20 protein-coding genes and 1 pseudogene are annotated in these 21751 nt (G+C 66.2%); 7 read left to right on the top strand and 14 right to left on the bottom strand.

The window, feature by feature from the left end; all coding sequences use genetic code 11:
• Positions 1 to 28: 28 nt before the first annotated feature.
• The 3 genes from D9V36_RS02095 to D9V36_RS02085 all read right to left on the bottom strand — a co-directional run bounded on the left by D9V36_RS02095 (position 29) and on the right by D9V36_RS02085 (position 1969).
• Positions 29 to 472 carry a hypothetical protein gene (locus D9V36_RS02095; protein ID WP_129292190.1) on the bottom strand — a complete coding sequence of 148 codons (444 nt, stop codon included), beginning with the start codon at positions 470 to 472 and terminating at the stop codon, positions 29 to 31.
• A 54-nt stretch (positions 473 to 526) separates the two neighbouring features.
• A complete protein-coding gene (locus D9V36_RS02090; RefSeq protein WP_129292189.1) occupies positions 527 to 886 on the bottom strand; it encodes a hypothetical protein in 360 nt (119 codons plus the stop codon).
• A gap of 222 nt (positions 887 to 1108) precedes the next feature.
• The gene (locus tag D9V36_RS02085) at positions 1109 to 1969 is read right to left on the bottom strand and encodes a hypothetical protein (RefSeq protein ID WP_129292188.1); all 861 of its coding nucleotides are present in this window, start codon (positions 1967 to 1969) and stop codon (positions 1109 to 1111) included.
• Positions 1970 to 2418: 449 nt separating this feature from the next.
• On the opposite strand from D9V36_RS02085, the gene D9V36_RS02080 reads away from it, so the two are divergent.
• Together D9V36_RS02080 and D9V36_RS02075 are read left to right on the top strand one after the other, a co-directional pair.
• Positions 2419 to 3495 (top strand): tyrosine-type recombinase/integrase, encoded by a 1077-nt coding sequence (locus tag D9V36_RS02080; RefSeq protein WP_241720649.1) that lies wholly within the window; start codon positions 2419 to 2421, stop codon positions 3493 to 3495.
• Complete coding sequence (locus D9V36_RS02075; RefSeq protein WP_129292186.1) at positions 3492 to 5951, top strand: site-specific integrase; 2460 nt, start codon at positions 3492 to 3494, stop codon at positions 5949 to 5951. The genes D9V36_RS02080 and D9V36_RS02075 overlap by 4 nt, the downstream gene beginning before the upstream one ends.
• A 48-nt stretch (positions 5952 to 5999) precedes the next feature.
• Here the strand turns inward: D9V36_RS02075 and D9V36_RS02070 are convergent, their stop codons facing one another.
• The 9 genes from D9V36_RS02070 to D9V36_RS02030 form a co-directional block, all read right to left on the bottom strand.
• Positions 6000 to 6197: a hypothetical protein gene (locus D9V36_RS02070; RefSeq protein ID WP_241720648.1), complete on the bottom strand. Its 198-nt coding sequence runs from the start codon at positions 6195 to 6197 to the stop codon at positions 6000 to 6002.
• 503 nt (positions 6198 to 6700) lie between these two features.
• Positions 6701 to 7873, bottom strand: coding sequence for a hypothetical protein (locus D9V36_RS02065; protein ID WP_129292185.1), 1173 nt, complete (start codon positions 7871 to 7873; stop codon positions 6701 to 6703).
• 30 nt (positions 7874 to 7903) lie between these two features.
• Positions 7904 to 9580: a hypothetical protein gene (locus D9V36_RS02060; protein ID WP_129292184.1), complete on the bottom strand. Its 1677-nt coding sequence runs from the start codon at positions 9578 to 9580 to the stop codon at positions 7904 to 7906.
• The gene (locus tag D9V36_RS02055; protein WP_206739579.1) at positions 9577 to 9933 is read right to left on the bottom strand and encodes a hypothetical protein; all 357 of its coding nucleotides are present in this window, start codon (positions 9931 to 9933) and stop codon (positions 9577 to 9579) included. Before D9V36_RS02055 ends, D9V36_RS02060 begins: the two co-directional genes overlap by 4 nt.
• A 938-nt stretch (positions 9934 to 10871) precedes the next feature.
• A complete protein-coding gene (locus tag D9V36_RS02050; RefSeq protein WP_129292183.1) occupies positions 10872 to 11063 on the bottom strand; it encodes a hypothetical protein in 192 nt (63 codons plus the stop codon).
• Between the two features lie 682 nt (positions 11064 to 11745).
• Positions 11746 to 11967 (bottom strand): hypothetical protein, encoded by a 222-nt coding sequence (locus tag D9V36_RS02045; RefSeq protein ID WP_129292182.1) that lies wholly within the window; start codon positions 11965 to 11967, stop codon positions 11746 to 11748.
• Positions 11968 to 12307: 340 nt separating this feature from the next.
• Positions 12308 to 12886, bottom strand: coding sequence for a hypothetical protein (locus D9V36_RS02040; protein ID WP_129292181.1), 579 nt, complete (start codon positions 12884 to 12886; stop codon positions 12308 to 12310).
• Positions 12883 to 13299 carry an ATP-binding protein gene (locus tag D9V36_RS02035; protein ID WP_129292180.1) on the bottom strand — a complete coding sequence of 139 codons (417 nt, stop codon included), beginning with the start codon at positions 13297 to 13299 and terminating at the stop codon, positions 12883 to 12885. Before D9V36_RS02035 ends, D9V36_RS02040 begins: the two co-directional genes overlap by 4 nt.
• Positions 13300 to 14403: 1104 nt before the next feature.
• On the bottom strand, positions 14404 to 15615 hold the full coding sequence (locus D9V36_RS02030) for a helix-turn-helix domain-containing protein (RefSeq protein ID WP_129292179.1): 1212 nt from the start codon (positions 15613 to 15615) through the stop codon (positions 14404 to 14406).
• Positions 15616 to 15729: 114 nt separating this feature from the next.
• Between D9V36_RS02030 and D9V36_RS02025 the strand changes: the two genes are divergently transcribed.
• On the top strand, positions 15730 to 16410 hold the full coding sequence (locus tag D9V36_RS02025) for an HAD family hydrolase (protein ID WP_129292178.1): 681 nt from the start codon (positions 15730 to 15732) through the stop codon (positions 16408 to 16410).
• Between the two features lie 368 nt (positions 16411 to 16778).
• Here the strand turns inward: D9V36_RS02025 and D9V36_RS02020 are convergent, their stop codons facing one another.
• Together D9V36_RS02020 and D9V36_RS42520 are read right to left on the bottom strand one after the other, a co-directional pair.
• Complete coding sequence (locus D9V36_RS02020) at positions 16779 to 17483, bottom strand: hypothetical protein (RefSeq protein WP_129292177.1); 705 nt, start codon at positions 17481 to 17483, stop codon at positions 16779 to 16781.
• A gap of 49 nt (positions 17484 to 17532) precedes the next feature.
• Positions 17533 to 17913: pseudogene (locus D9V36_RS42520) on the bottom strand (M23 family metallopeptidase); the annotation flags it as partial.
• A gap of 1080 nt (positions 17914 to 18993) precedes the next feature.
• Here D9V36_RS42520 and D9V36_RS02010 point away from each other — a divergent pair.
• The 4 genes from D9V36_RS02010 (at position 18994) to D9V36_RS01995 (ending at position 21740) form a co-directional block, all read left to right on the top strand.
• Complete coding sequence (locus D9V36_RS02010) at positions 18994 to 19314, top strand: hypothetical protein (RefSeq protein WP_241720647.1); 321 nt, start codon at positions 18994 to 18996, stop codon at positions 19312 to 19314.
• Between the two features lie 281 nt (positions 19315 to 19595).
• Positions 19596 to 20117 (top strand): hypothetical protein, encoded by a 522-nt coding sequence (locus tag D9V36_RS41665; RefSeq protein ID WP_241720646.1) that lies wholly within the window; start codon positions 19596 to 19598, stop codon positions 20115 to 20117.
• Complete coding sequence (locus tag D9V36_RS02000) at positions 20107 to 20496, top strand: hypothetical protein (protein WP_129292174.1); 390 nt, start codon at positions 20107 to 20109, stop codon at positions 20494 to 20496. Before D9V36_RS41665 ends, D9V36_RS02000 begins: the two co-directional genes overlap by 11 nt.
• Positions 20497 to 20582: 86 nt before the next feature.
• Positions 20583 to 21740: a hypothetical protein gene (locus D9V36_RS01995; RefSeq protein WP_129292173.1), complete on the top strand. Its 1158-nt coding sequence runs from the start codon at positions 20583 to 20585 to the stop codon at positions 21738 to 21740.
• The last annotated feature ends 11 nt before the right edge of the window (positions 21741 to 21751 follow it).

The raw sequence follows: 21751 nt of genomic DNA, 5'->3' as shown, positions 1-21751 counted from the left end.
GCCACGGCCGTGCGAATGGCGGGGTTAGTCAGCGGCGGACCGGCCTGCCGTTCTTGACCTGAGTACGGCCGTGCATCTTGTCCAGGAGGTCACCGAGAACAGAAAGGGATTCGGAGTTGGCGTGGCCGAACTGGTCCGTAATGGTGAGGGCCTGGAGGGCAGGGCCAATCTGCTGAGTCAGGGAGAGAGCGTCAGGAAGCTCGGCGGCGTACATGAACTGTGAGTACTCGGGGCCTTCCAAGTCGATCAGGTACCGCGGCTCCGGGTGGGGATGCGATCGGAAGTAGACGGTCATGGTGAGCGGGTTGTTGTAGAGCTTGCCGGTGCTGAACCACGACGCGAAGCCGGCGGCCTTGATGGAGTCCTCGATGCTGTTGTCTCTCTCCATGGAGACCGGGTCGTGGTTGAGGCGCGACCAGGTGCCGCCGGAGTACAACCAAGGGCCTGGGCTCTGCTGCTCGTTGTCGGGCATTTGTACTCCTCCGGGGTGGTGGGTGTAGTGGCGGCAGCGCGCTGTCGTGTTGTCTCAGTTCTTGTCTCGGCTGGTACGGCGCTTCGCCCAGGGCTGCTGAGCTATGTTGCGGGCCTTCATCTGGGCAACGACCCTGTCATGCAACTGGCGCAGCTGCTCCCGGTCGGTCGGCAGTGGCAGGCTCGCCACGGTGGCGCCTTTGCGGCGCGTTAGGGTGGCGTCGAGCTGTCCCTCGCTCGTCTCCCACACCCTTACGCTCATTGAGGCCCGGTTGGTGTGCACGGGGCCGTCAGCCGCCTCACGTTCGGCGATCATGCGGGTGAGGTTGCCGTAGAGGCGCTGCAGCGGTCCCGCGTCGAAGGGCAGCGGCACGTGCAGGACGGATGCTTCCGGGTGGGTCTGGGTGAAATCCACGCGTAGGCCCCCGTGGTGGTCTTTCCACACCCATAGCGGGATCGTGATCGCTGCCTTCTTTGACGATCCCGTGTGCCTGTCCGGGGTCACAGCAGGCGGTACTGAGGCGCGAGGTTGTCCGAGACCCGCACGGCTCTTCCACTGGTCGATCTGCCGCCTCTGGGAGGCGGTGATGTGCTTGCCGGCCTCGGCGGCTGCTTCGACGAGCGCCTGCGTCTGACTTTACAGAGTCGCCTTCGATACGTGCCGAGCAGGCTGGCGGCGCAGATCGCTCAGCATTCGGCTCACCTGGTGCGAAGCCGCGAGCGCCGCCGTCGCGGCCATCCTTTCCGCGGCCACTTCGGCTTCCCGCTTCGCATTCAAGCTCTGTTGGGCTCGGGCATGTGTCGACAGAAAGACGGCAGCGTCGTCGACGATCCGGTCCTCGACTTCGGTGCGGTCGTGCGCAGCGGTCGCATTGACGTGGACCAAGAGCTCGCGCACCTGCGCGGTCTCCTGTGCACTCACCGCCTTGTCCAAGCGGGCAAACCGATCACGGCGAACCTCGGTCTGCTTCTCCAGCCACACCCGTGTGTCTCGCACAGCGGCGTGCATCTGGTCTTGGGCTTCCGGGCTGGCCCCGGCCAACTCGCTGATCTCACGGCACACACGCGTCACCACGACCACAGAGTCGACCCGTCGGGCATCAGCCAGCCTGCGCAGCAGCACCTTCGCCCGGGCATCCGGCTCCGGTGCCTTCCTGGCCCTGCTCGCTGACCGGTGCGACGGAGGGGACGTACGGCGGGATCGGACGATCCGCTCCACGGCCGGCGTCGACAGTCCCCGCTCGCCGATCTCGCACTCGTCCAGGGCGAACCACTCGGTGGGACGCGCGAAGGCCTCCGTGCCAATCCGGATCCGCCGGGCGGTGCCCTTGCTTTCCAGGCGGATGCGGTGCACGTACCAGCGGCGAATCATCGTGTCCCGGTCGACCGGCACGGACACCCCGAGTACGGGTTCGGTGCCGTCGTCGTCCCATGTCGGCTCCACCGCCTGGTCCAAGTGCACGCGCAGCTGACGGCCCTGGGAAGCGATGTCCACCACCGAGCCGATCGGTGCCCCGTCCGGCTGGCCGAAGCCGATCTCAGCCTGCTCGTCTCGTGCCCGGAGCCAGGCGGCAGCTGCGGACTTCACGTACAGGTGGTCGGCGCTGGAGACGCCACGGGAGCGGCGGCCGCAGATGTGGGGATGACCATCCGGTCCGGGGTGGTGCGCGAAGTGGCAGACTCGGTGTATTGACTGAACTAACTAGGCCAAGTTCGCAGGTCAGTTGGGGTCTTTGGTAGCTTCCCCGCGTGCTTGAACCAGGTGCTTCTGAACGGGACTTAGCGTCCCTTGTGATACCCGAGGTCGGTCGGCTCTTCGAGACCGGTGACCCTTGGGAGCCGTATCGGTTGGTGGATGCGGATGGCGAACGCGTACAGCCGGTCGCTCTGTACTTCGCGGATCTTCAGGCTCGGGGGAACCCAGCGACCACGATTCGTTCGTACGGCTTGGACCTGTTGCGCTGGTGGCGGTTTCTGTGGGTCCTGGGGGTGGATTGGGACCGCGTGACCAGGGCCGAGGCCCGAGACTTCGCCCGCTGGATGCAGCTGGCCGACAAGCCCGTACGAGTGCACTGGCGGCTGAAGCGGCGCGGGGTCACTGAGCCCAACACACCGGCATCGACTCGTCCGGTACCCGGTACTCCGAATCCGATCACAGGTAAGCCGACGCCCGGGAAGAAGTTCGCGCCGACCACACGCGCCCACGCGGAAACCGTGCTGCGAGGCTTCTACGACTTCCACCTGGATGAGGGAACGGGTCCCATCATCAACCCCTTCCCTCTCGACAGGTCGCGGCGGCAGGGCCGCGCCCACGCCCACCACAACCCTCTAGAGCCCTTCCGGGGCGAGCGGACAGGCCGCTATCGACCGAGGGTTCCCGATCGCATCCCCCGGCGAGTGCCAGACGAGATGTTCGACCAGCTTTTTGCCGCGCTGAAGTATGACCGTGACCACGCTCTGCCGGCGTGCTGGGTCTCCACCGGCGCCCGGGCCGACGAGTTGCTGACGACACGGCAGCGCGACCCGCTGCCGGGCGAGCAGGTGATCGGAGTCACCCGCAAGGGGACCCGCGACTACCAGCAGCTTCCGGCGTCGGTCGATGCCTTCGTCTGGCTCCGGCTCTACCAGGAAGAGGCCCGGCGGCAGGGAATGCCCCGCGGCCGGCGAGAGGCCCTGTGGTGGACGCTGAGGCGTCCCTGGCGGCCCCTGGAGTATCACGCCGCGCGGGCCATGTTTGTCCGCGCCAACAAGCTCCTGGGCTCCAACTGGACACTCCACGATCTTCGACACACGGCGGCTTTCCGCATGGCCCAAGACCCGTTGATGCCCCTGGTGAACGTGCAATGGGTCCTTGGTCACCAGAGCCTCAGCACCACACAGCGCTACCTGACCCCGAGCCGCGAGGAGGTCGTGCGAAGCGTGCTCGCGCACTTCGAACGACGCCAGCAGAAGCCGGCGCCGCCACCGCCCGCACCCGGCTACAACCCCGAGTCTCTAAGCGTCCTGTTCGGGAACCGCCCATGACGACCACCGCCCCGCTGACCACGCGCACGGATCCGCTGGCTATCACGGACATGGCAGGAGAAGCCCAGGCGGCCCTGCTGGAGCGGTTCCCGCCGCGGGAGCCCGCGGCGTCCTGGCCAGCGACGACCCAGTCCTGCGACGAAATTCTCAGCCGTATTTCCGTTCCTCCACGAGGTCGCGATGGCTACCACAAATGGGGCGCCCGACGGCGAGGAACGGCCGCCATCCTGACGTGGCTGGAGAACTTCCCGGGCTCGACATGGCAGGAACGCTGGCAGGCCAGTCCGGCTCAAGATCTTGATCCGGATGAGTGGAAGTCCACGGGCAAAAGCTGGACCGACCGGCACGGCCGACCAGTGCCATCCGCTGAACGAGCAGACTTGGCTTCCGGCATGCTCCTCTTGCTTGCCCGCGACGTCATCCGTCCTGAGCTGCCGTGGCTGGCCAGGATGCGACCGTCAGTGCACCTGCGGAAGGCCGTCATCGAGAACCGCGACCCGGATGGCTTCGCAAAGCTCGCCGCACTCCTGGGCGAAGAGGTCTGGGCGTCGACCACTTCCGCGACCGCGCAGAACCAGATCATTCGCATCATGATCGCCAAGGGCGGGCGTCTTGCAGACCTTACGGTCGGGGACTGCCTTGAGCTCCGGCTGATCGAACACAAAGTTCGCCACAAAGGCGCTGTTCACACCCATTTCTACAGCTGGCTCCGGCAGTTGGGTATCTTTCCCGGGGACGCCCCGGTGAGCTTGAGGCTGCGGAATCTCCGGCCCGGACAGCTGACCCCCGAGCAGCTGGTTGACCGTTTCCGTCTGCGTTGCCAGCCCGTCCGCGACCTGATTGTCGACTACCTGAAGGAACGGCAGCCAAGCGTCGACTACAGCACCTTGCAGAACCTCTCTCGAGCTCTTGCCCACAACTTTTGGGCCGACCTCGAACGTCACCACCCGGGCATCGACTCCATCGCCCTGCCTCCCGACGTCGCCGCCGGCTGGAAGGAGCGCTTCCGCACCATCACCAGCCACAAAAGGCAGCCAGACGGCACCGTCATTGAGACCACCAAGCCGAGGATCTCCTACATCTCGACCTTGATGTTGATCCGCGCGTTCTACCTCGACATCGCGCAGTGGGCAGCCGAAGATCCGGCTCGCTGGGGCCTCTGGGCGGTTCGCTGCCCCATCAGCTCGGAGGAGACCCGAACCGTCAAGCACGAGAAGCAGCAGCAGTCACGATCCCGCAGACGGACCCGCGAGAGGCTCCCGGTCCTGCCGACCTTGGTCGACTTCGTGGCCACACGTCTCCGCGAGGCCCGGATGCGGCTGGACGCCCTGCAACAGGCCAAGCCTGGCGCCGAGTTCACCGTCCTCGACGAGACGTTCATCAAGCCGAAGACGTCAGCAGCACGGGTCGCGCAGTTGACCCGGGTGGCCTGGGACTCTCAGGGGCGCCGGCGCAACCTCACGCAAGACGAGCACCGAGCCTTCTGGGCCTGGGCAGCGGTGGAATTCCTCCGACACACCGGCGTCCGCATCGAGGAGATGCTCGAGACCAGCCACCACAGCATCACCCAATACAAACTCCCCAGCACCGGCGAGGTCGTCCCGCTGCTGCAGATTGCACCGTCGAAGACCGATGAGGAACGGGCCTTGCTCGTCACCCCCGAGCTCGCCGATGTCCTGAGCGCGATCGTTTGGCGGGTCCGCGATCGAACCGGGGCCTTGCCCCTGGTCTCGTCGTTCGACGATCGTGAGCGGATCTGGAACCCACCCCTGCCGCTGCTGTTCCAGTGGGAATCGGCTGGCAGGCGCTGGCCGGTCTCGCCGGCGAACATCCGCAAGGCCCTGAACGAGGCCCTGGCCGCCATCGGTCTGATCGACGAGAACGGCAAACCCCTCCGCTTCCAGCCGCACGACTTCCGCCGGATCTTCGTCACCGACGCCATCGCGAACGGCATGCCGCCGCACATCGCGCAGATCATCTGCGGTCATAAGGACATCAACACCACGATGGGCTACAACTCGGTCTATCCCAACGACGCGTTCGAAGCCCACCGGGCATTCATCGCTCGCCGACGGGCCATGCGACCTGCAGAGGAATACCGGACACCCACCTCAGAGGAATGGGACCAGTTCCTAGGGCACTTCGAGAAGCGGAAGCTCTCGGTTGGCATCTGCGGACGCGCGTTTGCCACCCAGTGCATCCACGAACACGCCTGCATTCGTTGCTCACTCCTCAGGCCCGAGCCTGCACAGCGGCACCGTTTGATCGAGATCCGCGACAATCTCGTCGCCCGCATCATCGAAGCCGAGCAGGAGGGATGGCTCGGCGAGATCGAAGGATTGCAGATCAGCCTCACCGGCGCAGAGGGCAAGATCGCACAGCTGGATGCGCAGGAAGCCAGGCGAAACATGACCGTCGACCTGGGCATTCCAGCCTTCCCAGACAGCGATCAATGATCCGTTCTGCGGCCATGACGGCCAGCCAACGGACTCTTCGAAATTAGTTCAGAGAAGGACCGTGTAGAGCTTCGTGGTCAGCTGGGCGCCACATCCGCCGAGCAGTAGACCGCACCAGAAGGTGTCGTGCTGGTGCTGGCGGCGGAAGGCGTCCAGCTCGATCGCCTCCAGCGGCAGCATCAACGGCTCCTCCGATTCCGCACCGCCGAGGACCGCCGTCTGGATCTGCCGCCTGTCACCCTGCATGAAGCCCCGCCCTTCCTCGCAACTCATCGTCCCAGTCCAGGGTTTCGCTCCACAACCGATCGGTGGGATCACGCCGTCGTACCCGGCAAGGGTAGCTGCGTGACGACGGCGTGTGCCCGGACAGACCGGCTGCCGGCTCGGCACGCCCTCGCCGTAGCGCAACGGCCTGCCTCAGCAACGGAGGAGGATCCACCCTGCCCTCCGCTCACCGCACAGGCGGGATCGAAGCCGGTTGTTGGCCGTCGAGCGCTTCGGTTCGGCCCCTCCCGGGAAAGTCGGGGCGGGGGCGGTCGGTGGCCCGTACCGTCGACCGGTTCTGCAGATGGGGTCGCGCGGGAGATGCCCCGTGGTCGCCGAGGAGGGGGACGGGCGGTCGAGCTTCACGAGGGGGTAGCCCAGGAAGTCACGGGGGTGCGGGCCGAGATCATCACCGCTCTCCAGCGGTCTCAACAGCGTGGACGAGGACGACCGCAATACGCGGCCGCCCAGGCGTGCGGGAGGGCTCAGGGAGCAATCCGAGGGGGTCCGCCTCCGGGGTTGTGGCCTGGGGAGGGGGGATGCTGGTGATGCTGGGGGGCGCGACGATCGATCGGTTCTCTCGGTAGTGGGCTGCCCGTGCGGCTGATGTCCCTGACCTGGGTCACCAGTCGGCCGAGGGGCTCGACGATTTGAGCAACGTGCTCGGGATCTAGCGACAATGTAGGGGCGTACTCCAGGGCAGGGCCCAGCACGGCAAGGGCTTCGTTCAGGCGGACCAAGGTTCGCGTTGCGGGCGCCGCGGCCTCCACCATTCTGGCTCGGTCCGGTTCAGCAGAGGCTGCAGGAGTGTCTTGCTCGGCCCATTTCTGTACGGCACGGGCGCGGGCTGCCGCTGTTGCTGCTGCCGAGAGGCCTCCTTCCTCGATGAATGCGACCAGGCGCGTTTCGTCGGCTGCCGTATGTGGCTGGTCGCGGGCTGGGATGAGGGCGGCCACAGGCTCGAGGAGGTCCTGTGCCAGCATCACACTGTCGTAGACCTGCGCCGCGCATTGTGCTGCGGTGTCCATCCAGCTGTAGTCATCAAGGTCGGCTATCCGCGCGGTGAGCAGTTCTAGGACGTCCTGTGCCCATGCTGCTGCCTCGGGGAGCTCCGGGCCGCAAGCGGCGAGCGTGTTCCAGTCGTCGATGAGGACAGTGTCCGGGGCGCGGTCATACAGGTGGAGTAGGTCGGCTCTGTTGTATGCGGCGCTGACGGTGCGGGCTTGGGCCCGGATCTCGTCCGCGGCCCGCAGGGAGATGTTGGTGCGCCGGCAGACTTCGGTCAGTGTGCCCTGGTCGGGCAGTACCTGGGTGTCGGCGCTTATCAGGATGCCCCAGGCGCGGCCGGCTTGCTGGGCGCTGTCGACAGAGGGAGGGGCGTCGTCAGGGGGCAGGTGGCGGATCAGCCACTCGGCCTGTGCGTTGATGAGGGCCTGGCACCGGTTGGTGGGTTGCTCGGGCAGCAGGCTGTCGAACTGGACTTCGAAGCGGGCCCATTCGAGGAGCTGTCCGGGTGCGACGAGGGTGCCTTGGCGCTCGATGCGCTGGCGTGTTCGAGTTCGGTCGCCGGTGAGCCAGTCGATCGCGGTCTGCACGGTGTTCTCGGGCTGATCGGCATTGCCGTTGGAGGGCTGGGGTGTGCTCACGTCAGCAGCCATTGAGGGCTCCCTCGGCCGTGGCTGGGAGGCTCACGCGAAGTTCGCCTGCTGCGACTGCGAGGCGTACCGGCTAGGCTCCGGAACGGACTGCTGGTGGTAGCGGAGCGCCTCTCGGGTGGCCTGCTGGAACTGCTGGCGGCTGTAGTCGATGAGCTGGCGTGGGTCGGTGGCTGTGCGAGCGGCCGCCTGCACGGCCGTGCTGGCGTCGCGAGCGGTGCGCCGCACCGTCATCGTCACAAGGTGCCCCGCAGCCTTGTCTACCGGGGGGACGCGACGAGACAGCGCTTCAAAGGCGATGTTGCTGAGCTCTTGGTGGTCCAGGGGCGGGGCACCGTCGTAGTGGGCCATTTGCTGGGCCTGGTGGGCCAGGATCCAGGGGTCCCTGGCAGTGTGCGGCGGGAGCGACTTGATGGCCTTGAAGAGGTAGGTGTGCTCAGGTTGCGTGAAGTCCTGTTCGGCCAGGGCCCGGGGCGGTCCATACCTGTGCAGCTGGTTCGAGTCTTGCATCAGCGAGATCAGAACGCCTCGCTCGATGGGTCGGGATGTGTAGCTGGGACCTTCTGGCTGCTCTGGGGCAGGCATGGAGGTCTGGTCGGGGGTGGCGTAGCCGGCGAGCGTCCGCGGTGCCTGGTCCAGACGCTCTTGGAGTTGGTTCAGGGCGTGCTCGTTGGTGCTGAGTTCGAGGCTGGCCTGGTACAGGGAGGCATCTGCGAGGCCGTGGTCACGGACGCGTCCAGCCAGGTCCTCGACGATAGCTGGGATGCTCGGTTCGAGGATGAAGCTGACGGCGTAGACAGCGACATTTTCCGGGTACGGGCTGAAGTCGCGACGGCTTGCGTCAGCCAAGTATGTGGCGATGGCCCGGTAGACGTTGTTATCGAGTCGGGCTTTCGCGCCTTCGTCGCCGGTGGATCGGTGGTAGTCGCTGTAGAAAAGGCGTGTTGAAATGTGGTTGATCATGGCTGCGGTGCGCTGCTTGGAGGTGAGTCTGGGGTCGGTGGCGGCGGGCAGTGCGATGGCAGGGTCTGGACCGGTCACCAGAGCGTCCCAGATCTCGGCCGTAGCCGGGTCGCCGAAATCCTGTGGTTGCAGCCAGTAGGGCGACGCGTCGGGAGAGGACGGTTTGTAGTGGAACTGCTGAGCCCGGTCGGCGTCGTGGAGGACAGCGCCGATGACGGCGAGTTCTCGGGTCCGGGCGTCGTTGTCGTAGCCGCGGCCGCGGGCCAGCTCGAAGGGTACGTCGGTGCTGGAGGAGGGGTAGCGGGCCGCGCGCGCGATGACGTAGGCGTCGTGTCGTAGGTGCTCGTTGCTGGCTGGCCAAGCCGGCTGAGCCAGTTCTCTGAAGGCGCTGTGGATGTCGGCCCAGTAGGCCGAGTCGTTGAGTGCAGCTTGCGCGCTGAGGTCACCCGCGGCGGCCCGCTCCTGGTAGGGCCTTGCCATCCGGGCTATGAGTGCGTCGGCGGCGAGCTGGGCGGGGTCGGCATTGGGGTAGGCCCGTCGCCTCTGTTCGATGTCGGTGAGGCCACCCGACAGCAGCGCGTAGTACGCGTCACCAAGCCAGGGGGTTTTAAAGTGATCAACCTGGAGCCAGTACTGGGGATCGGGGCGGTTCCAGTCGACGAGTTGCTTCACCGCTGCGCCATCACGCAAAAGGCTGCTGAGCACATTGAGTTCATGTTGCGGCGCGCCGTACCGCGTATTGATCATGCTGTCCCCGCTCCGGGACGAGCCGGCATCGCCCCGTCAGAGCCGGGTGCCTGTTCGATGGGGTTGCCGACCGCGGCTGTTGCCGCTCGATATCGTTCAGCGTGTAGATCGAGCTTGGCGCTCGCGTCTTCCCCGAGTGCCATCCACCCCTCTTCGCTCGGCCTCCACCAGCGGTCCAGGTAGTGCACCGGGCTCGCGTCGAAACGCCCGAGGGTCAGTGCCTTGCCGTCCGAGATGAGCTGCTCCATGGCGGCATTGGGCATTGGGGCGTTCAGTACGCGGTCCTGGGCTGTGTCCTTGAGGAGTTCCATGCGTTCGGCCCAGGTGGCTGCGACGTTTCCGGACTCGGCCATGGTGGGCTCCGTTCGATGACGACCGTGTGTTCTTCAGGCAGGTTGCGATGCGGTCGTCAGGCCAACAAGGCGAGAGCAGGGCGTGGTCCGCAGGGTGAAGCTGATCGGCGCAGAGACTTCGGTTGGTGTTCCGCCTCGCGGGAATCAGCCGTGGTGCAGCGTGGCGAAGCCGCCGTCGGGATGGATGCACGAGGCGGTGCCGGCGTTCGGGGGAGGAACTGCGGCCTTGCGAGGAAGGGCGAAGTTCCTCCCTCACTGGCAACGGTGCGTCAGCGGAGCCGGACGCGTTCCGCGGGCACCGGGCGCTATGTGCGGGCTAGCCTTGCACCAGCCCACCCTGCTGCCCGACATTGCGGCGCGCAGTCACCTCGGTCGAGTTGACTTGCGGCTGGATGAGTGTGCTTAACTAGTTGCGAGACCAGCCATCTCCCAGGCTCTTCCGACGAGTTGAGCGCTCAAATCCTGCGCCTTCGCGGGTGCAGGTATGGCTGGTCTTTCTTTTTGTGGGTTCCCAGGTTCCGTGTCCTTTTCCCACCGCCGATGTCCACCGCGTGGCCAATAGGACACGGGCCTGGGAATCCGCAGGTGAAGCGGCATCTTCCAAGCAGGGGGGCGCACGGGCTGAGGAAAGGGACAAGCGAACAAGCCGAAGCCGCACGGACACCCTGTGGGACGGCTACAGAAGACGCTGGTCAGAGCGACGCCAGTGGACAGGCCGATGCGGGACCTACACTATTTTGCGGTTTCCCGATGCCATCAGCCCATGCGCCCGGACTACGTGCGTCGGCTATGCAGCTCTCTCCCTGAAGAGGCTGGTGGAACGACGCCAGGGCTGCTGAAACGACCACGGGCCGGTTGGTCGGTGTACTCGCTTGCGCCAGAGCGGCACTGCTGGCCGGCACGGCCGGCGCCCCCAGTCGTCAACGTACTGGCAAGCGTCAGCGGCGAGACCACCGCCACCAGCGCTCGGTGATCAGGAGCAGTCCGACGAATAGGGCGAGAACTGCGAGGGCTTTGGCCAGTTCGAGGCTGGGTCCGCGGTGGGCAATGAGTAGGAGGCCGCTGGCTAGGGCCATGACCACGATGGCCAGCGTGCATACGAGCTGGGCGAACACAGTAAGGGCACGCATGCCTGATCTCCTCTGCCGTCGGTGTCCTTGCACAACTAGGTCTTGTTGTGCTCGCGACAGGTGCGACCTTAGCACTGAAAGGGAGTTGTTAGGTTGTCAAGACATGGCATCCTTGGCCTTCTGTCATTCGTTTCCTTTCGGAGCAGGGTCAGGGCTGCTCCGAAAGGAAACGATCGGACGGCGCACGGCGTCGACGCCTGGTGGGCGGCAAGCGCTATTCCGATGTGGATCGGGCGCTGCCAGGGGCCGTCTACCAGGTGGATTTCAGCTGTCTGTCAGTTCCTCAGGTCTGCTACGAATCCTGCGATGGCTTCCGAGCTGTAGCCGTTGAAGCGTCCCTCCGCTACGTCGTCCCGCAGTTGGTAGGGACTGCGTTCACCTAGCGGACGCCGTGGTTGGCGTCCGATCCGTATAACAGCCGGACGGCCGGGAAGCCGGAGAGCGCGGTGAGTAGTCCCCGCACGGTGAGGCCGGCGACGATGGCTATACGGCGCGTATCCGCCGGGGCGGAGGTCTCCCACCGGGGCAACAAGATCGCTGGAGCCGTCCCCCATGCGAACAGTTGCACCTACGTCGACGAAGGTTCTTCCAGTCGGGCTCGGAAGTAGTCCTGGTCTTCCTCAGCCGCGTCGATGGATGGGAGCGTGTACGCGGACGGCAATGATGCGCGCAGCATGCTGGCTCACAGAGAGAGGAGGAACATGGTCATCAAGAGGACGAGCACGCCGATCTGCGCGGGCACAAGCCATGCCACTACGGGATGCTCTCGGCGCATGATGCGCCAAGCCGCCCACCCGCTCTGTCCATCGGCCCAGGCCCTGAATCCGAATCCGGAGATGCTGAGCGACGCGTACGAATAGTGCCGGCCCTCTTCTGTGCCCAGCGCGTGGTTCTCACTCTTCATTCAGTCCTCCACAGTTAACGGGATGATGATCCGCGCTCAGGCTGAACGACCCGGAGGTCGGCACGGCACGCGGGAGGCGCGGGAATCTGGTCAGGCAGCCACTTGACCGCTCATGAGGCACCGGCCCGAGCCAGAGCACCCCCGCTGGCAACAGAGCCGGCAGACCAATGTCCGTACACGGGGTGAGGCTCCTTCACCTGTCGGGGTTGTGGCTCCGGCCGCACCCCTCGGGGGTGGGGGTGACGACCGGAGCCCGGACCCGCCCCAGCTGGCGTTGATCGGCCCACGGGAGCCGCCGGCCGGGGCGGGAGATTCGTTGACGAGTTGAAGAGGGGCTTGGTCACCGCGGCCCTCTCCGCACGATGTGCAGATGCCGGCCGCCGCCGCCAGTCGCGGTGTCGCCGTAACAGGAACGGCAGGCGTACGAGACATGACCCGAAGCTGTGGGCGAGTAGTAGACGCTGACGACCTTCGCGTCCCTGGTCGGTGCGCCGCAGTACTGGCACACCTTGACGGCATCGGGCTGTGAGGCTTCGGCGAGAGGGCCGATGACGAACTCCAGTGCTGCCCGCAGCGTGGTCGAATTGGTGAGCTGTCCGTCCTTTGGCGGGCGCAGCCACTGGATGCCGCTGGCATGGCCCTCCGGGCCGGGGACAGTGACCCAGTCCCCAGTCGTGCATACGTCCACACCGGCGTCGAGGGCATCAGGCCAGTCCGCCGCACCGCCGGGCGGGATGATCCACGACATGTACTGGTAGACCGGATCCACGAAGGCGGGACCGGATTGATCACCGAGTACGTCGAGGACAAGAGCGCCCCATGAGGACGGGACGGTGATGGCGTTCCAGGTGTCGTCGACCTGAATCGTCTCAATCGGAAGGCTGGCCAGGTAGGCTAGTGGTGTGGTCTCGGCGCTCATGAGGCCTCGGCTTCGAGGTCGACCCATACCTGCTTGCCCCACCGGCGCATATCGACGCCCCACCGCTTCGAGATGGCCTCGACGATAGCGAGGCCGCGACCGGTCATTTCCGTCGGGCCGGGCTGCTGGCGCTTCGGGCGCTCGTGGGACTTGTCCACGACGGCGACACGGACGGCCTGAGGGCCGGTGCGCGTGATGGTGACGCGAATCGCGGATCTCGTGACGTGGTTGGCGGCGTTCGCGACGAGTTCTGTCACGATGAGTTCTGCCGCGTCCGTGAGTTCACCAAGATGCCAGACGTCGAGGGCGACCCTCACCAAGCGGCGGGCGGTGCCGGCCGACTCGGGGAGGTTCGGCAAGGTCTCGCTGTACGCCGGAACTCCAGTTGCGGAGGTCTTGGTCACGACGCTCATGGCATCTCGCTAGCTCGAAAGTGCGGCTTGCGGCTCTCGGAGGCGGGGCGGGCCTTACAGGTCCGCGCCACGGCCAAGGGGCTTGCTGATCTCTCACTCACCGGTGCCCTCCTGCTTGAGCTGCCGGTACACCCCGTACAGGGCCATCTGTGCTACCGCAGCAGGTACGCAGAGTTCACCGGGGCTGTCCATCGGGACGGACCAGTACGCTCCGCCCGCGTCTCGATCAACGCGCGGCACAGCGAGGGAGGATCCAGGCGCGAGACACTCGGTCTCGGGAACCGACCAGTTGCGCGCGGTGCTAGGGGGCACGAGTGCATAGTGCAGGCCAGCGGCCGCAGAGGTGATAACCGGTCCACCGAGCAGGGCGCGGGTGAGGTAGGCATCAACGGCTCCCCGCTCCTGAACACCGGCTGCAGCCTGCACGAGCACTGTGGGGATGCCAACTGCCGAGAAGATCCCCCCGCACCGTAGAACCGTGATGCCCGTCGCCGTCCAGTCGGCGCGTGCCTGCTGCCGGTCCTCGGCCGCGGACAAGAGCCAGTGCCCAACCGCAAGTGCACGCTCAGAGCGGGTTGTCGCGGCGTCCGCGCCGGGGGTGAGGTGTGTGCCGGTCATCGTGTGGCCTCCGCCCAGTCAGGCAGGAGACCAGCCAAAGTCTCAAGTAATCCCTCCGCGTTGGTGAGGCCCCTCGAGCGCTTCTGCGGTGGGAGCAGCCAGTACATGCCGGGGGGCGTGCGTCGCTTCGAGGGCGGGAGCCTGACCTCGGCTGCGAGGACGAGGACCTGACCGGGCGGCGGCACAGGCCATGTAGCGGTGCTGCCCGGCGCAACGAAGAGGTAGACGGACGGCGGGGCCGGATCGATGACGACGGCGCCGGGTGCGCGGAGCCTGTTGAGGACTTGCAGCCCGTAGTACCGGCTGATCTTGATCGCTTCCCAGCCCGGGCCCGAAAGCATGTACCGACCGGTATCGCCAGGGACGCAGGGAGTGCCTCCTCCGGACATGTGCGCCTCCTCTCACACTGGCTGTGGTCGAGACGGTACGGCGTGGTGGAGCCGTCGACCGGAACTCTCAGTTCAGGGGAACTCAGTTCCGGTCGTGTTACGTGAGGTGGAGGCGTTCGGCGAGGGCCGTCACCTGGCGCCGGTACGTGGGGCGCACACGATGGAGCAAGCCGGTCACCATCTCGGTGGCGAGGCTGCTGCGCGCCATGTCCTCGTAGCTCAGCTTCTCCAGGTCGAGGAGGTGCACAAGGACAGCCGCGTCATCACGACGTAGGTCGTAGCAGCGGGCGAGCTCCAGGGTGAACGTGAACTGCCGCTCGCGGCTCGGCAACAAGCTGATGTCGACCTCGTCGGCCAGGCGCAAGCCCTCGGTGCTGTCACCGGCCAGCATCTCGATACTCAGGGCGTGCAGATGCACATTCGTCGGCCCGAACACGGTCCACTGGATATTGGCCTCGCCGGCCGCCGCACCGAGGGGGACGGCCTGCTGCGTGATGCGCTCACGGGCGTCCCACCACTTCCTACGCTTGGCGTCCGCGACCACTCGCACAAGCTCCAAGGCGCCCTGCATCGCGGACTTCTCCGCGCTCGGCGGGAGGTCTTGTAGCTGCTCAACCGCGAACCCGGCGACGTCACGGGCTTCCTCCGCCCCTCCGCCCCGGGAGAGAAGACAGTGCCCCAGGTTCCATTCGGCAGCCGCTAGACGGATCGGATCGTCCGCATCCTCCGCGGCGCGCCGGGCGCGGTCAGCGACCATGAGGGATAGGTCAAGGCGGCCCGTGCGACGGCAGTAGGACCGCAGCAGTCCGTAGAGGTCCGCCGCAGTGCGCAGGACGTCGCGCCGGGCGGCCCCATCGCTGCCCACCCGGTAGCCACGGACCGCGTGCTCCACGTCGGTGACGAGCGCTGGCAAGATCGGCTCGATGTCCGTGTAGCGTTCTGGACTCGTCTGCCAAGTGCGCCAAGCCCCTTCAACACGTTCACGCAAAATGGCCGGAGGCATGACGTCGCTGCTACGGCTCGGGGCATACCCCATCAGTGCGCGTACGACGTCCGGTGCGGTCGTCAGGGGCGGCCCGCCCGGTTCCGGGCTGTCCTGCGTGAGCAGCGCCGAGATGGGGACGCCCAGCTCCGCGGCGATACGCGCCAACAGGGCCGAGGACGGCGTCCGCTTCCCTGTCTCGATCATGCGGAGGTACCGCTCCGTGATGCCGCACAGCCCCGCAATGGTGGCCTGTGTTCGGTTACCGTTCTTCCGTCGGAAGTGCCAAATGCGCGCGCCGACGAGCAATGCTGGTGAGTCAGTCATCCGCCCTCCCCTAGAGCGTCAGGGTAGGACGGTCTGGCAGCCTGCGGATACCGTCCGCCACGATTGAGGGACTGATGGTGACCTGGCGGGGCAGCTTTGGGGAAAGGGGTAGGTATGGCGCGGCTGGTTCTATGGGATATCGATCACACGCTCATCTCAACACGCGGTGTGGGGCGGGCCCTTTCGGCCGCGGCCTTCGAAGAGGTAACCGGCCAGCCGATGCGCGAACAGGTCCAGATCAATGGGATCACCGAGCCTGTGATCTTCAGAGAGACAGCGAAGCTGCACGGACTCACCACCGACCGCAAGGACTTTGAGCGGTTCGCCAAGGCCCTTGCCGAGCAGCACCTTCATCGCGCCGCGGAGCTCAGGGAGCACGGGCACGCCCTTCCCGGGGCCGCCGCCGCGCTTGATGCCCTCGCCGCTGCGGGAGTTCGGCAGACCGTCGTAACCGGCAACGTGAAGGGTGCGGCGAAGGTCAAGCTCGGCGTCTTCGGCCTCGACACCCATATCGATTGGGATTCCGGTGCCTACGGTGAGGACGCAGATCTGCGCTCCGGCCTCGTCGAGCTGGCGCTACGCCGGTCAGGTAGCGAACCAAGGAATGCCGCGCTGATCGGTGATACTCCCGCAGACGTCGAGGGCGGCCGTGCGACCGGAGTCCGAGTGGTCGCGGTTGCCACGGGCCGCAGCTCCGCGGAGGAACTACTCAGCGCTGGAGCCGACGTTGTCCTCCAAGACCTCACGGACATCGACCTGCTGGCCCGGCTAGTTCGGGCCGAAGGATCACTATGACGGGGCCCTTCTGCGGGGTGCGGCGTCGAGACGATCCTGACCGGCGGTGATGCCCTGCTACTCGCTTGGGGTGGCGCGATCCGCCGGATGTCAGGGATGTCCTCCATGCATCGTCCCGGAGTGGCAAGTCGATCGAACTGGCGATGAGGCGGTCAGTGTTCCAAGGAGGATTCGCCCGAGCTGCCTGAGCAGGAGGCGCTGGAGCAGTTGGCCGCGGCCTGCCGCGCTGGCGCACATGCGGGATGACCAACCCCGCTGGGACGCCGCGCGGGGCCAAGAATGCCGGTGTCGTTACTCTGCCCGGCATCGCCTTTGTGCCTCCCACGGCGAACCGGCCCCGCGTCTGGGACTGCGTCACACGGGTCGAGTTACGTGGTGCCCTGCTGGAGCCGTTGTTCGATCTGGAACCGCATGCTTTCAGTGCGTTCTGGGGCTACTACCTCCAGGAGCATGCTGAGGAGTTCGTTGGCCTGGGCGACCGCATCGTTAAGGGGAAGTTGCATCCACGCCTGGGCCGCGTTCTGGGCAGCGATCTGGGTTAGCCGTTTGCCAGGGCCGAGCCGGTCGAACCAGGCGAGGGCGAGCCAGGTCCAGGAGGCGGTGGCGAATGCGTAGTCGCCGCTCAGGTACGCCAGGTCGGCTCGGAACTGGGCTGCCTTGAGCGTCGCGGGGGCCGTGTCGCCTTGCTCCCCTGCGAGCTCCTGCAGGATGCCGTCAGCGGCGAATATGGCGGCGTCGAAGTCGTGTGCTCGACCGGCCGCTTGGGCAGCTACGAGGCGTTCGAAAAGGCTGCCGCTCTGTTTGGGTTCTGCCGGGAGCGGGGCGGGTGCGGCCTCGGAGCCGGGGGCCTGGGTGGTTCCGTCGGGCATCACCATCATGTCGAAGTGGGAGTCGCTGCGGTCATCTCGGATCGCGGCGTGTACGGGCATGCCGTTGCCGGCCGCGTCGATGTGAAGGGTTTGGATGACGACTTGTGAAGGGTCGACTCCGTCCGGGATGACTTGGCGTTCGTTGTCGATGTGGAGTTGCCCGTCGTGGCTGATGCGGACCTGGTAGCGGGGGTTAGTGGTCATGGGGTGTGGCCTGCGGCGGGGCGCGGCGGGCCGGCCTCCTTCGGGTGGGTCAGAGGGTGATTCCGTGGCTGCGGAGGTAGGCGCTGGGGTTGATGTCGGAGCCGTAGGCCGGCCCGGTGCGGGCTTCGAAGTGGAGGTGTGGGCCGGTGACGTTGCCGGTGGCCCCGGAGAGGCCTATTTGCTGGCGGGCCCTGACCTTCTGGCCCTTGCTCACCGTGATCTTGGAGAGGTGGCCGTACTGCGTGTACTTGCCGTCGCTCATGCGGATCACGATGTTGTTGCCGTATGCGCCGCCCGGGCCGGCTTCGACGACCGTTCCGGTGCCGACGGCCTGGACGCGGGTTCCGGTGGCCACGGGGAAGTCGATGCCGGTGTGGTTGCCGGAGGACCACATGCCGCCGCCGGCCTTGTAGGGGGTGGTCACCCGGGAGTTCTCCACGGGGAGCACCCAGGGGCCTTTGCCCTTGGAGTCGGTGGCCTGTGCGGCGTTCCCTACCGCGTGGCAGCCGGAGGTGGAGGTCAGGACGGCCCCCTTGCCCCAGCTCTTGACCACCAGCTCGCCCGCGGTCTTCTCCCATTTGGCGTATGCATCGGGAAATCCGGAGCGCTGCACGTTCTGAGCTGCCTGGGAGAGCGGTTTGGTCCGCCACTTCCCGACGTTCGCCAGGCGCTTGAAGAAGGAGGTGCTCGCGTAGATCGGGTCGGTGATCTGTGCTGCTGTGCCCCAGCCCTGCGAGGGGCGCTGTTGGAAGAGGCCCAGTGAGTCGCGGTCTCCGTACCTGATGTTCTTGAGTTGGGACTCCTGGATTGCGGTGGCCACGCCGATGACGGCCGCGCGGGGCGGCAGGCCGCGGCCACGGGCGACGTTCGTGATGATGCTGGCGTTGCGCTTCTGCTCAGTAGTCCAGTTGACGCTTTGCTGCTTGCCCTGAGGGTTCAGCGGGACGGTGGCCTCTCCCCCGGGCCCGGTGGCTGGTGTGGCTTCCTTCTTGTTGGCCACCTGCATGGCCGAGGTGCTGGGCGTGCAGGAGTCCTCCCAATCCGGTCCGTCTTTCGGCTTGCCGCTGCCTAGCACCAACGGAATGCAGAGCGCTCCAGCACACATCGCCGCGAGGCCGCCCGCGGCGTTGCGTATGGCTGTGCTCATATCTCGATCCCCAGTCGTCGATGCGCATCCCGCCCCAAGGGACGGAAGCCGCAATTTCCGTGCCATGGGGTGAGCCCGTTTGGCCGGGCGTCCCAAGGCTGCGAATGCGCCATTACATAGCCGGGCGTTGCGCGGCTAGCGTCTGCGCCGAGTGAATGCAGCAGGGAATCGACAACTCGCGCTGAATTCTAAGGCATTGAATCGCTGATGCGTCAACGCAGCAGCACGGGAGGGCGAGTAGCCGCCTCCCAATATTCGGCTGGCGAAAATTCGGCGCAGTGCGTGAATTCCTCGCTGTCGACGACCGCATGTCCAGGTCCGCCATCCGGACTGGGACTGGCTTTCGCAGCCTGGGAGGGGTTCGTGCACGCGACACAGCAAGTGGTGGAAATGGCTGCCGATGGGATCGGTGGCCTGGTCAACGGGATATCCCCGGACTGGAACGTATTCGGCAAGATCGGAACCAAGGCGAAGATCATCGTTGGCGTCGTCATGGCCGGCGCCATTCTTTTTCTGCTCGGAAGTGCCGTCGTAGGTGCCGTTCACATCCGGGTCGGAAATCAACAGCACAACTCGATGGAGACCAAGAAGGGGCAGACGATGGTCGCCAGCTCGCTTCTCGGTCTTTTCGCCGTCGCATCCATGGCAACTCTCTTCACCATCGTCTACGGGTTTGGAATCTAATGGCCGGGAATCAGAAGCAATCCGGTACACGGAGCCTGACGGCACAGGCGTCTGAGGCTCCCGGGACGGGGGCAGCCTCCCCGTGGCGTAGGGCGAAGATCGGAGCGACCGCTTTCGGTGTTGTCCTCGCTATCGGAATAGGGCTCGCCTCGTTCGGGGGTGGCGGCGGAAGCGAGGCCAGCGCCGGGGCGGATCAGACGCCCGCGGAATCCGCACCCACGTCACAGGCCGGCGGCAGCGGCCCGGGTGCCAAGGCGCGCTCTGTCAAGCACGGGGTGCCGGTGGGATATCCGCGCACCAAGGACGGCGCTGCGGCGGCCGCGGTCAACTACCAGGTGGCACGCTCCGCCCCCGGGTACTTCACCGACGAGGCGCTGCGGCACCAGGAGCTCAAGGCGATGATGACCTCGTCCGCGGTGACGGGTCAGCAGCAGCAGGACGACCAGACGGCCAAGGGGCTGATGGCGTCGCTCGGGGTGAACGCCAAGACGGCGTCTGATCTGGTGATGCGCGCCGCTTCGCTCGGCACCAACGTGGCCTCCTACTCGAAGGACACGGCGACGGTCCGGGTCTGGATGAGCGAGGTCGTCGGGGTCCCCACCGACAAGTCGCAGATGCCGGTTGCGGGTACCTGGTCGACCTACACGCTGATGTTGCAGTGGGAGGGGGGCGACTGGAAGGTCGCCACGATCGACCAGACGGACGGGCCCACGCCGATGGTCGCACCCGATTCGTCGCCGTCCTCTACCGGCGACATGCGCCTGGCCAACAAGGAATTCGGGGCTCCGCGCTATGCAGGGTGATTTCGCGCGGCGGCGGATAGCGCAGGGACTTGTAGCTGCAATGTTTGCGGCCTCCGTCGTGGTCGCCGGACCAGCAGCACCGAAGGCTCAAGCTGATGCGCCCAGCTGGATCAATCCGTGCAATGCGTCGGGCGGCAAGTATCTATGCAAGAAGGCCGAGGAGGGAGCCAAGTGGCTGTACGACAAATCCGGTCTCCATGGGGCTGTCGACACCGTGGGCGAGGCCGCCGACTTCGCGAGTGATCCGCTCGGCTACATGGAGCAGAAGCTGCGCAAGGGCACCAAGGACATGTTCGAGGCATTCGGTGAAGAGCTCACCGGGAAGAAGCCGTCCGCCCCCAAGAATGGCCGGAAGAACGAGAAGGCCAAGGGGAACTAGCCATGCCATTTACGGAAATCGACTGGGGTAATACAGGATTCCTCCGTCTGTATGGGCTCGTCTTCGCCCTATCTACCGTCATGACCATGGTCCAGTGGCTGATTTCTGTGGTGAAGCGAGCAGTCCGCGGCGTCCCCATTGCTCAGGCCGCGATGGAGAACGTCGGCTACCTGCTGATGTCCGTGGTCGTGGCGGGGTTCATGCCGGTGGTCGTGGCTTACACAGTCGATTTCGTCGACAGTGCAGCAGAGGCAATTCTCGGCGACTATATCGCCGAGGTCTTTACGGCCGGGCTCTTTGCGTTCACAGCCCTGGCAATCATTGCCATGACTGGGGCCGGGGCAGTGATTGCCATCCCCATGGCTCTGATGATTCTCCTTGCGGTCTTCGGCCTCTGGGTGATGCTCATCGTGCGTAGCGCGCTGATTTTGCTGGGCCTCATCTTCGGGCCGCTGGTCTTTGCCGGCCTCGTCGACAAGGACTTGTGGGGGCACACGCGCAAGTGGATCGGGGTCATGGGCGGGATCATCGTCAGCAAGCTGGGCATCTTCCTCGCCCTTGCTCTTGCCGGCGCCTTGATGGACGGCGCCACTGACATTCACAGGCTCACCATTCCGCAGGCCATCGGCACCACCCTCACCTTCATGGCACTGCTTTTCATAGCTCTGTTCATGCCGTTCCAGGTGGCGAAGTGGTTGCCGTTCGTCGGTGACGAGATCCAGGCCATGACGCAGGTCAAGGACGAGGCGGGACAGCGCGCGAAGGCAGTACGGCAGAAGCAACAGCAACAGGACGATATGAAGAGCCAGGCCGCCTCCAAGAATTCGCCAGGCGGTGCGTCTGGCCAAGCGGGGGGTTCGGCGGGTGCGGCCAAGGCAGCGCCTCCCGTCGCTGCGGGGATGGCCGTCAAGGAAGGCATCGATCAGGCCCGCGATCAGACCCTTCAGGCTGCGAAGGACGGTGCCAACAATGCCTCCGGCGACGGCGGTGGCCAGCAGGGCGGCGCGGGCTCGGGAGGCGGCAGCAAGGGTCGTGGCTCCGGCAGCGGGCGGGGCAGCGGGTCCGGCCAGGGTGGTGGCTCCGCGCGTGGCGGCGGCGCGGGCGGCGCCCGGCGTCCTGCTCCTGCGCCGCCCCCGCGGCCTGGCGCGAGGCCTGGGGCTCCGCCTCCCCCGCCCCCGGCTCCTCGGCCAGGGGGTCAGACTCCCCCGCCGCCCGCACCACCGCCTCCCCCTCCTGGGAACTAGCGACCGCGGTC

Origin of the sequence: Streptomyces lydicus, assembly GCF_004125265.1 — a bacterium.
GTDB lineage: Bacteria > Actinomycetota > Actinomycetes > Streptomycetales > Streptomycetaceae > Streptomyces > Streptomyces lydicus_C.
The sequence above is the reverse complement of the archived record's forward strand: the minus strand, read 5'-3'. Positions and strand labels throughout refer to the sequence as shown.

Excerpts from the sequence above, each read along its gene's own strand:
- D9V36_RS02055 (WP_206739579.1), bottom strand. The coding sequence starts at position 9,933 with ATGGCCGAGTCCGGAAACGTCGCAGCCACCTGGGCCGAACGCATGGAA.
- D9V36_RS02045 (WP_129292182.1), bottom strand. The coding sequence starts at position 11,967 with ATGAAGAGTGAGAACCACGCGCTGGGCACAGAAGAGGGCCGGCACTAT.
- D9V36_RS02035 (WP_129292180.1), bottom strand. The coding sequence starts at position 13,299 with ATGAGCGTCGTGACCAAGACCTCCGCAACTGGAGTTCCGGCGTACAGC.
- D9V36_RS02060 (WP_129292184.1), bottom strand. The coding sequence starts at position 9,580 with ATGATCAATACGCGGTACGGCGCGCCGCAACATGAACTCAATGTGCTC.
- D9V36_RS02025 (WP_129292178.1), top strand. The coding sequence starts at position 15,730 with ATGGCGCGGCTGGTTCTATGGGATATCGATCACACGCTCATCTCAACA.
- D9V36_RS02000 (WP_129292174.1), top strand. The coding sequence starts at position 20,107 with ATGCAGGGTGATTTCGCGCGGCGGCGGATAGCGCAGGGACTTGTAGCT.
- D9V36_RS02075 (WP_129292186.1), top strand. The coding sequence starts at position 3,492 with ATGACGACCACCGCCCCGCTGACCACGCGCACGGATCCGCTGGCTATC.
- D9V36_RS02040 (WP_129292181.1), bottom strand. The coding sequence starts at position 12,886 with ATGAGCGCCGAGACCACACCACTAGCCTACCTGGCCAGCCTTCCGATT.
- D9V36_RS01995 (WP_129292173.1), top strand. The coding sequence starts at position 20,583 with ATGGTCCAGTGGCTGATTTCTGTGGTGAAGCGAGCAGTCCGCGGCGTC.
- D9V36_RS02050 (WP_129292183.1), bottom strand. The coding sequence starts at position 11,063 with ATGCGTGCCCTTACTGTGTTCGCCCAGCTCGTATGCACGCTGGCCATC.
- D9V36_RS02095 (WP_129292190.1), bottom strand. The coding sequence starts at position 472 with ATGCCCGACAACGAGCAGCAGAGCCCAGGCCCTTGGTTGTACTCCGGC.
- D9V36_RS02030 (WP_129292179.1), bottom strand. The coding sequence starts at position 15,615 with ATGACTGACTCACCAGCATTGCTCGTCGGCGCGCGCATTTGGCACTTC.
- D9V36_RS02065 (WP_129292185.1), bottom strand. The coding sequence starts at position 7,873 with ATGGCTGCTGACGTGAGCACACCCCAGCCCTCCAACGGCAATGCCGAT.
- D9V36_RS02020 (WP_129292177.1), bottom strand. The coding sequence starts at position 17,483 with ATGACCACTAACCCCCGCTACCAGGTCCGCATCAGCCACGACGGGCAA.
- D9V36_RS02070 (WP_241720648.1), bottom strand. The coding sequence starts at position 6,197 with ATGCAGGGTGACAGGCGGCAGATCCAGACGGCGGTCCTCGGCGGTGCG.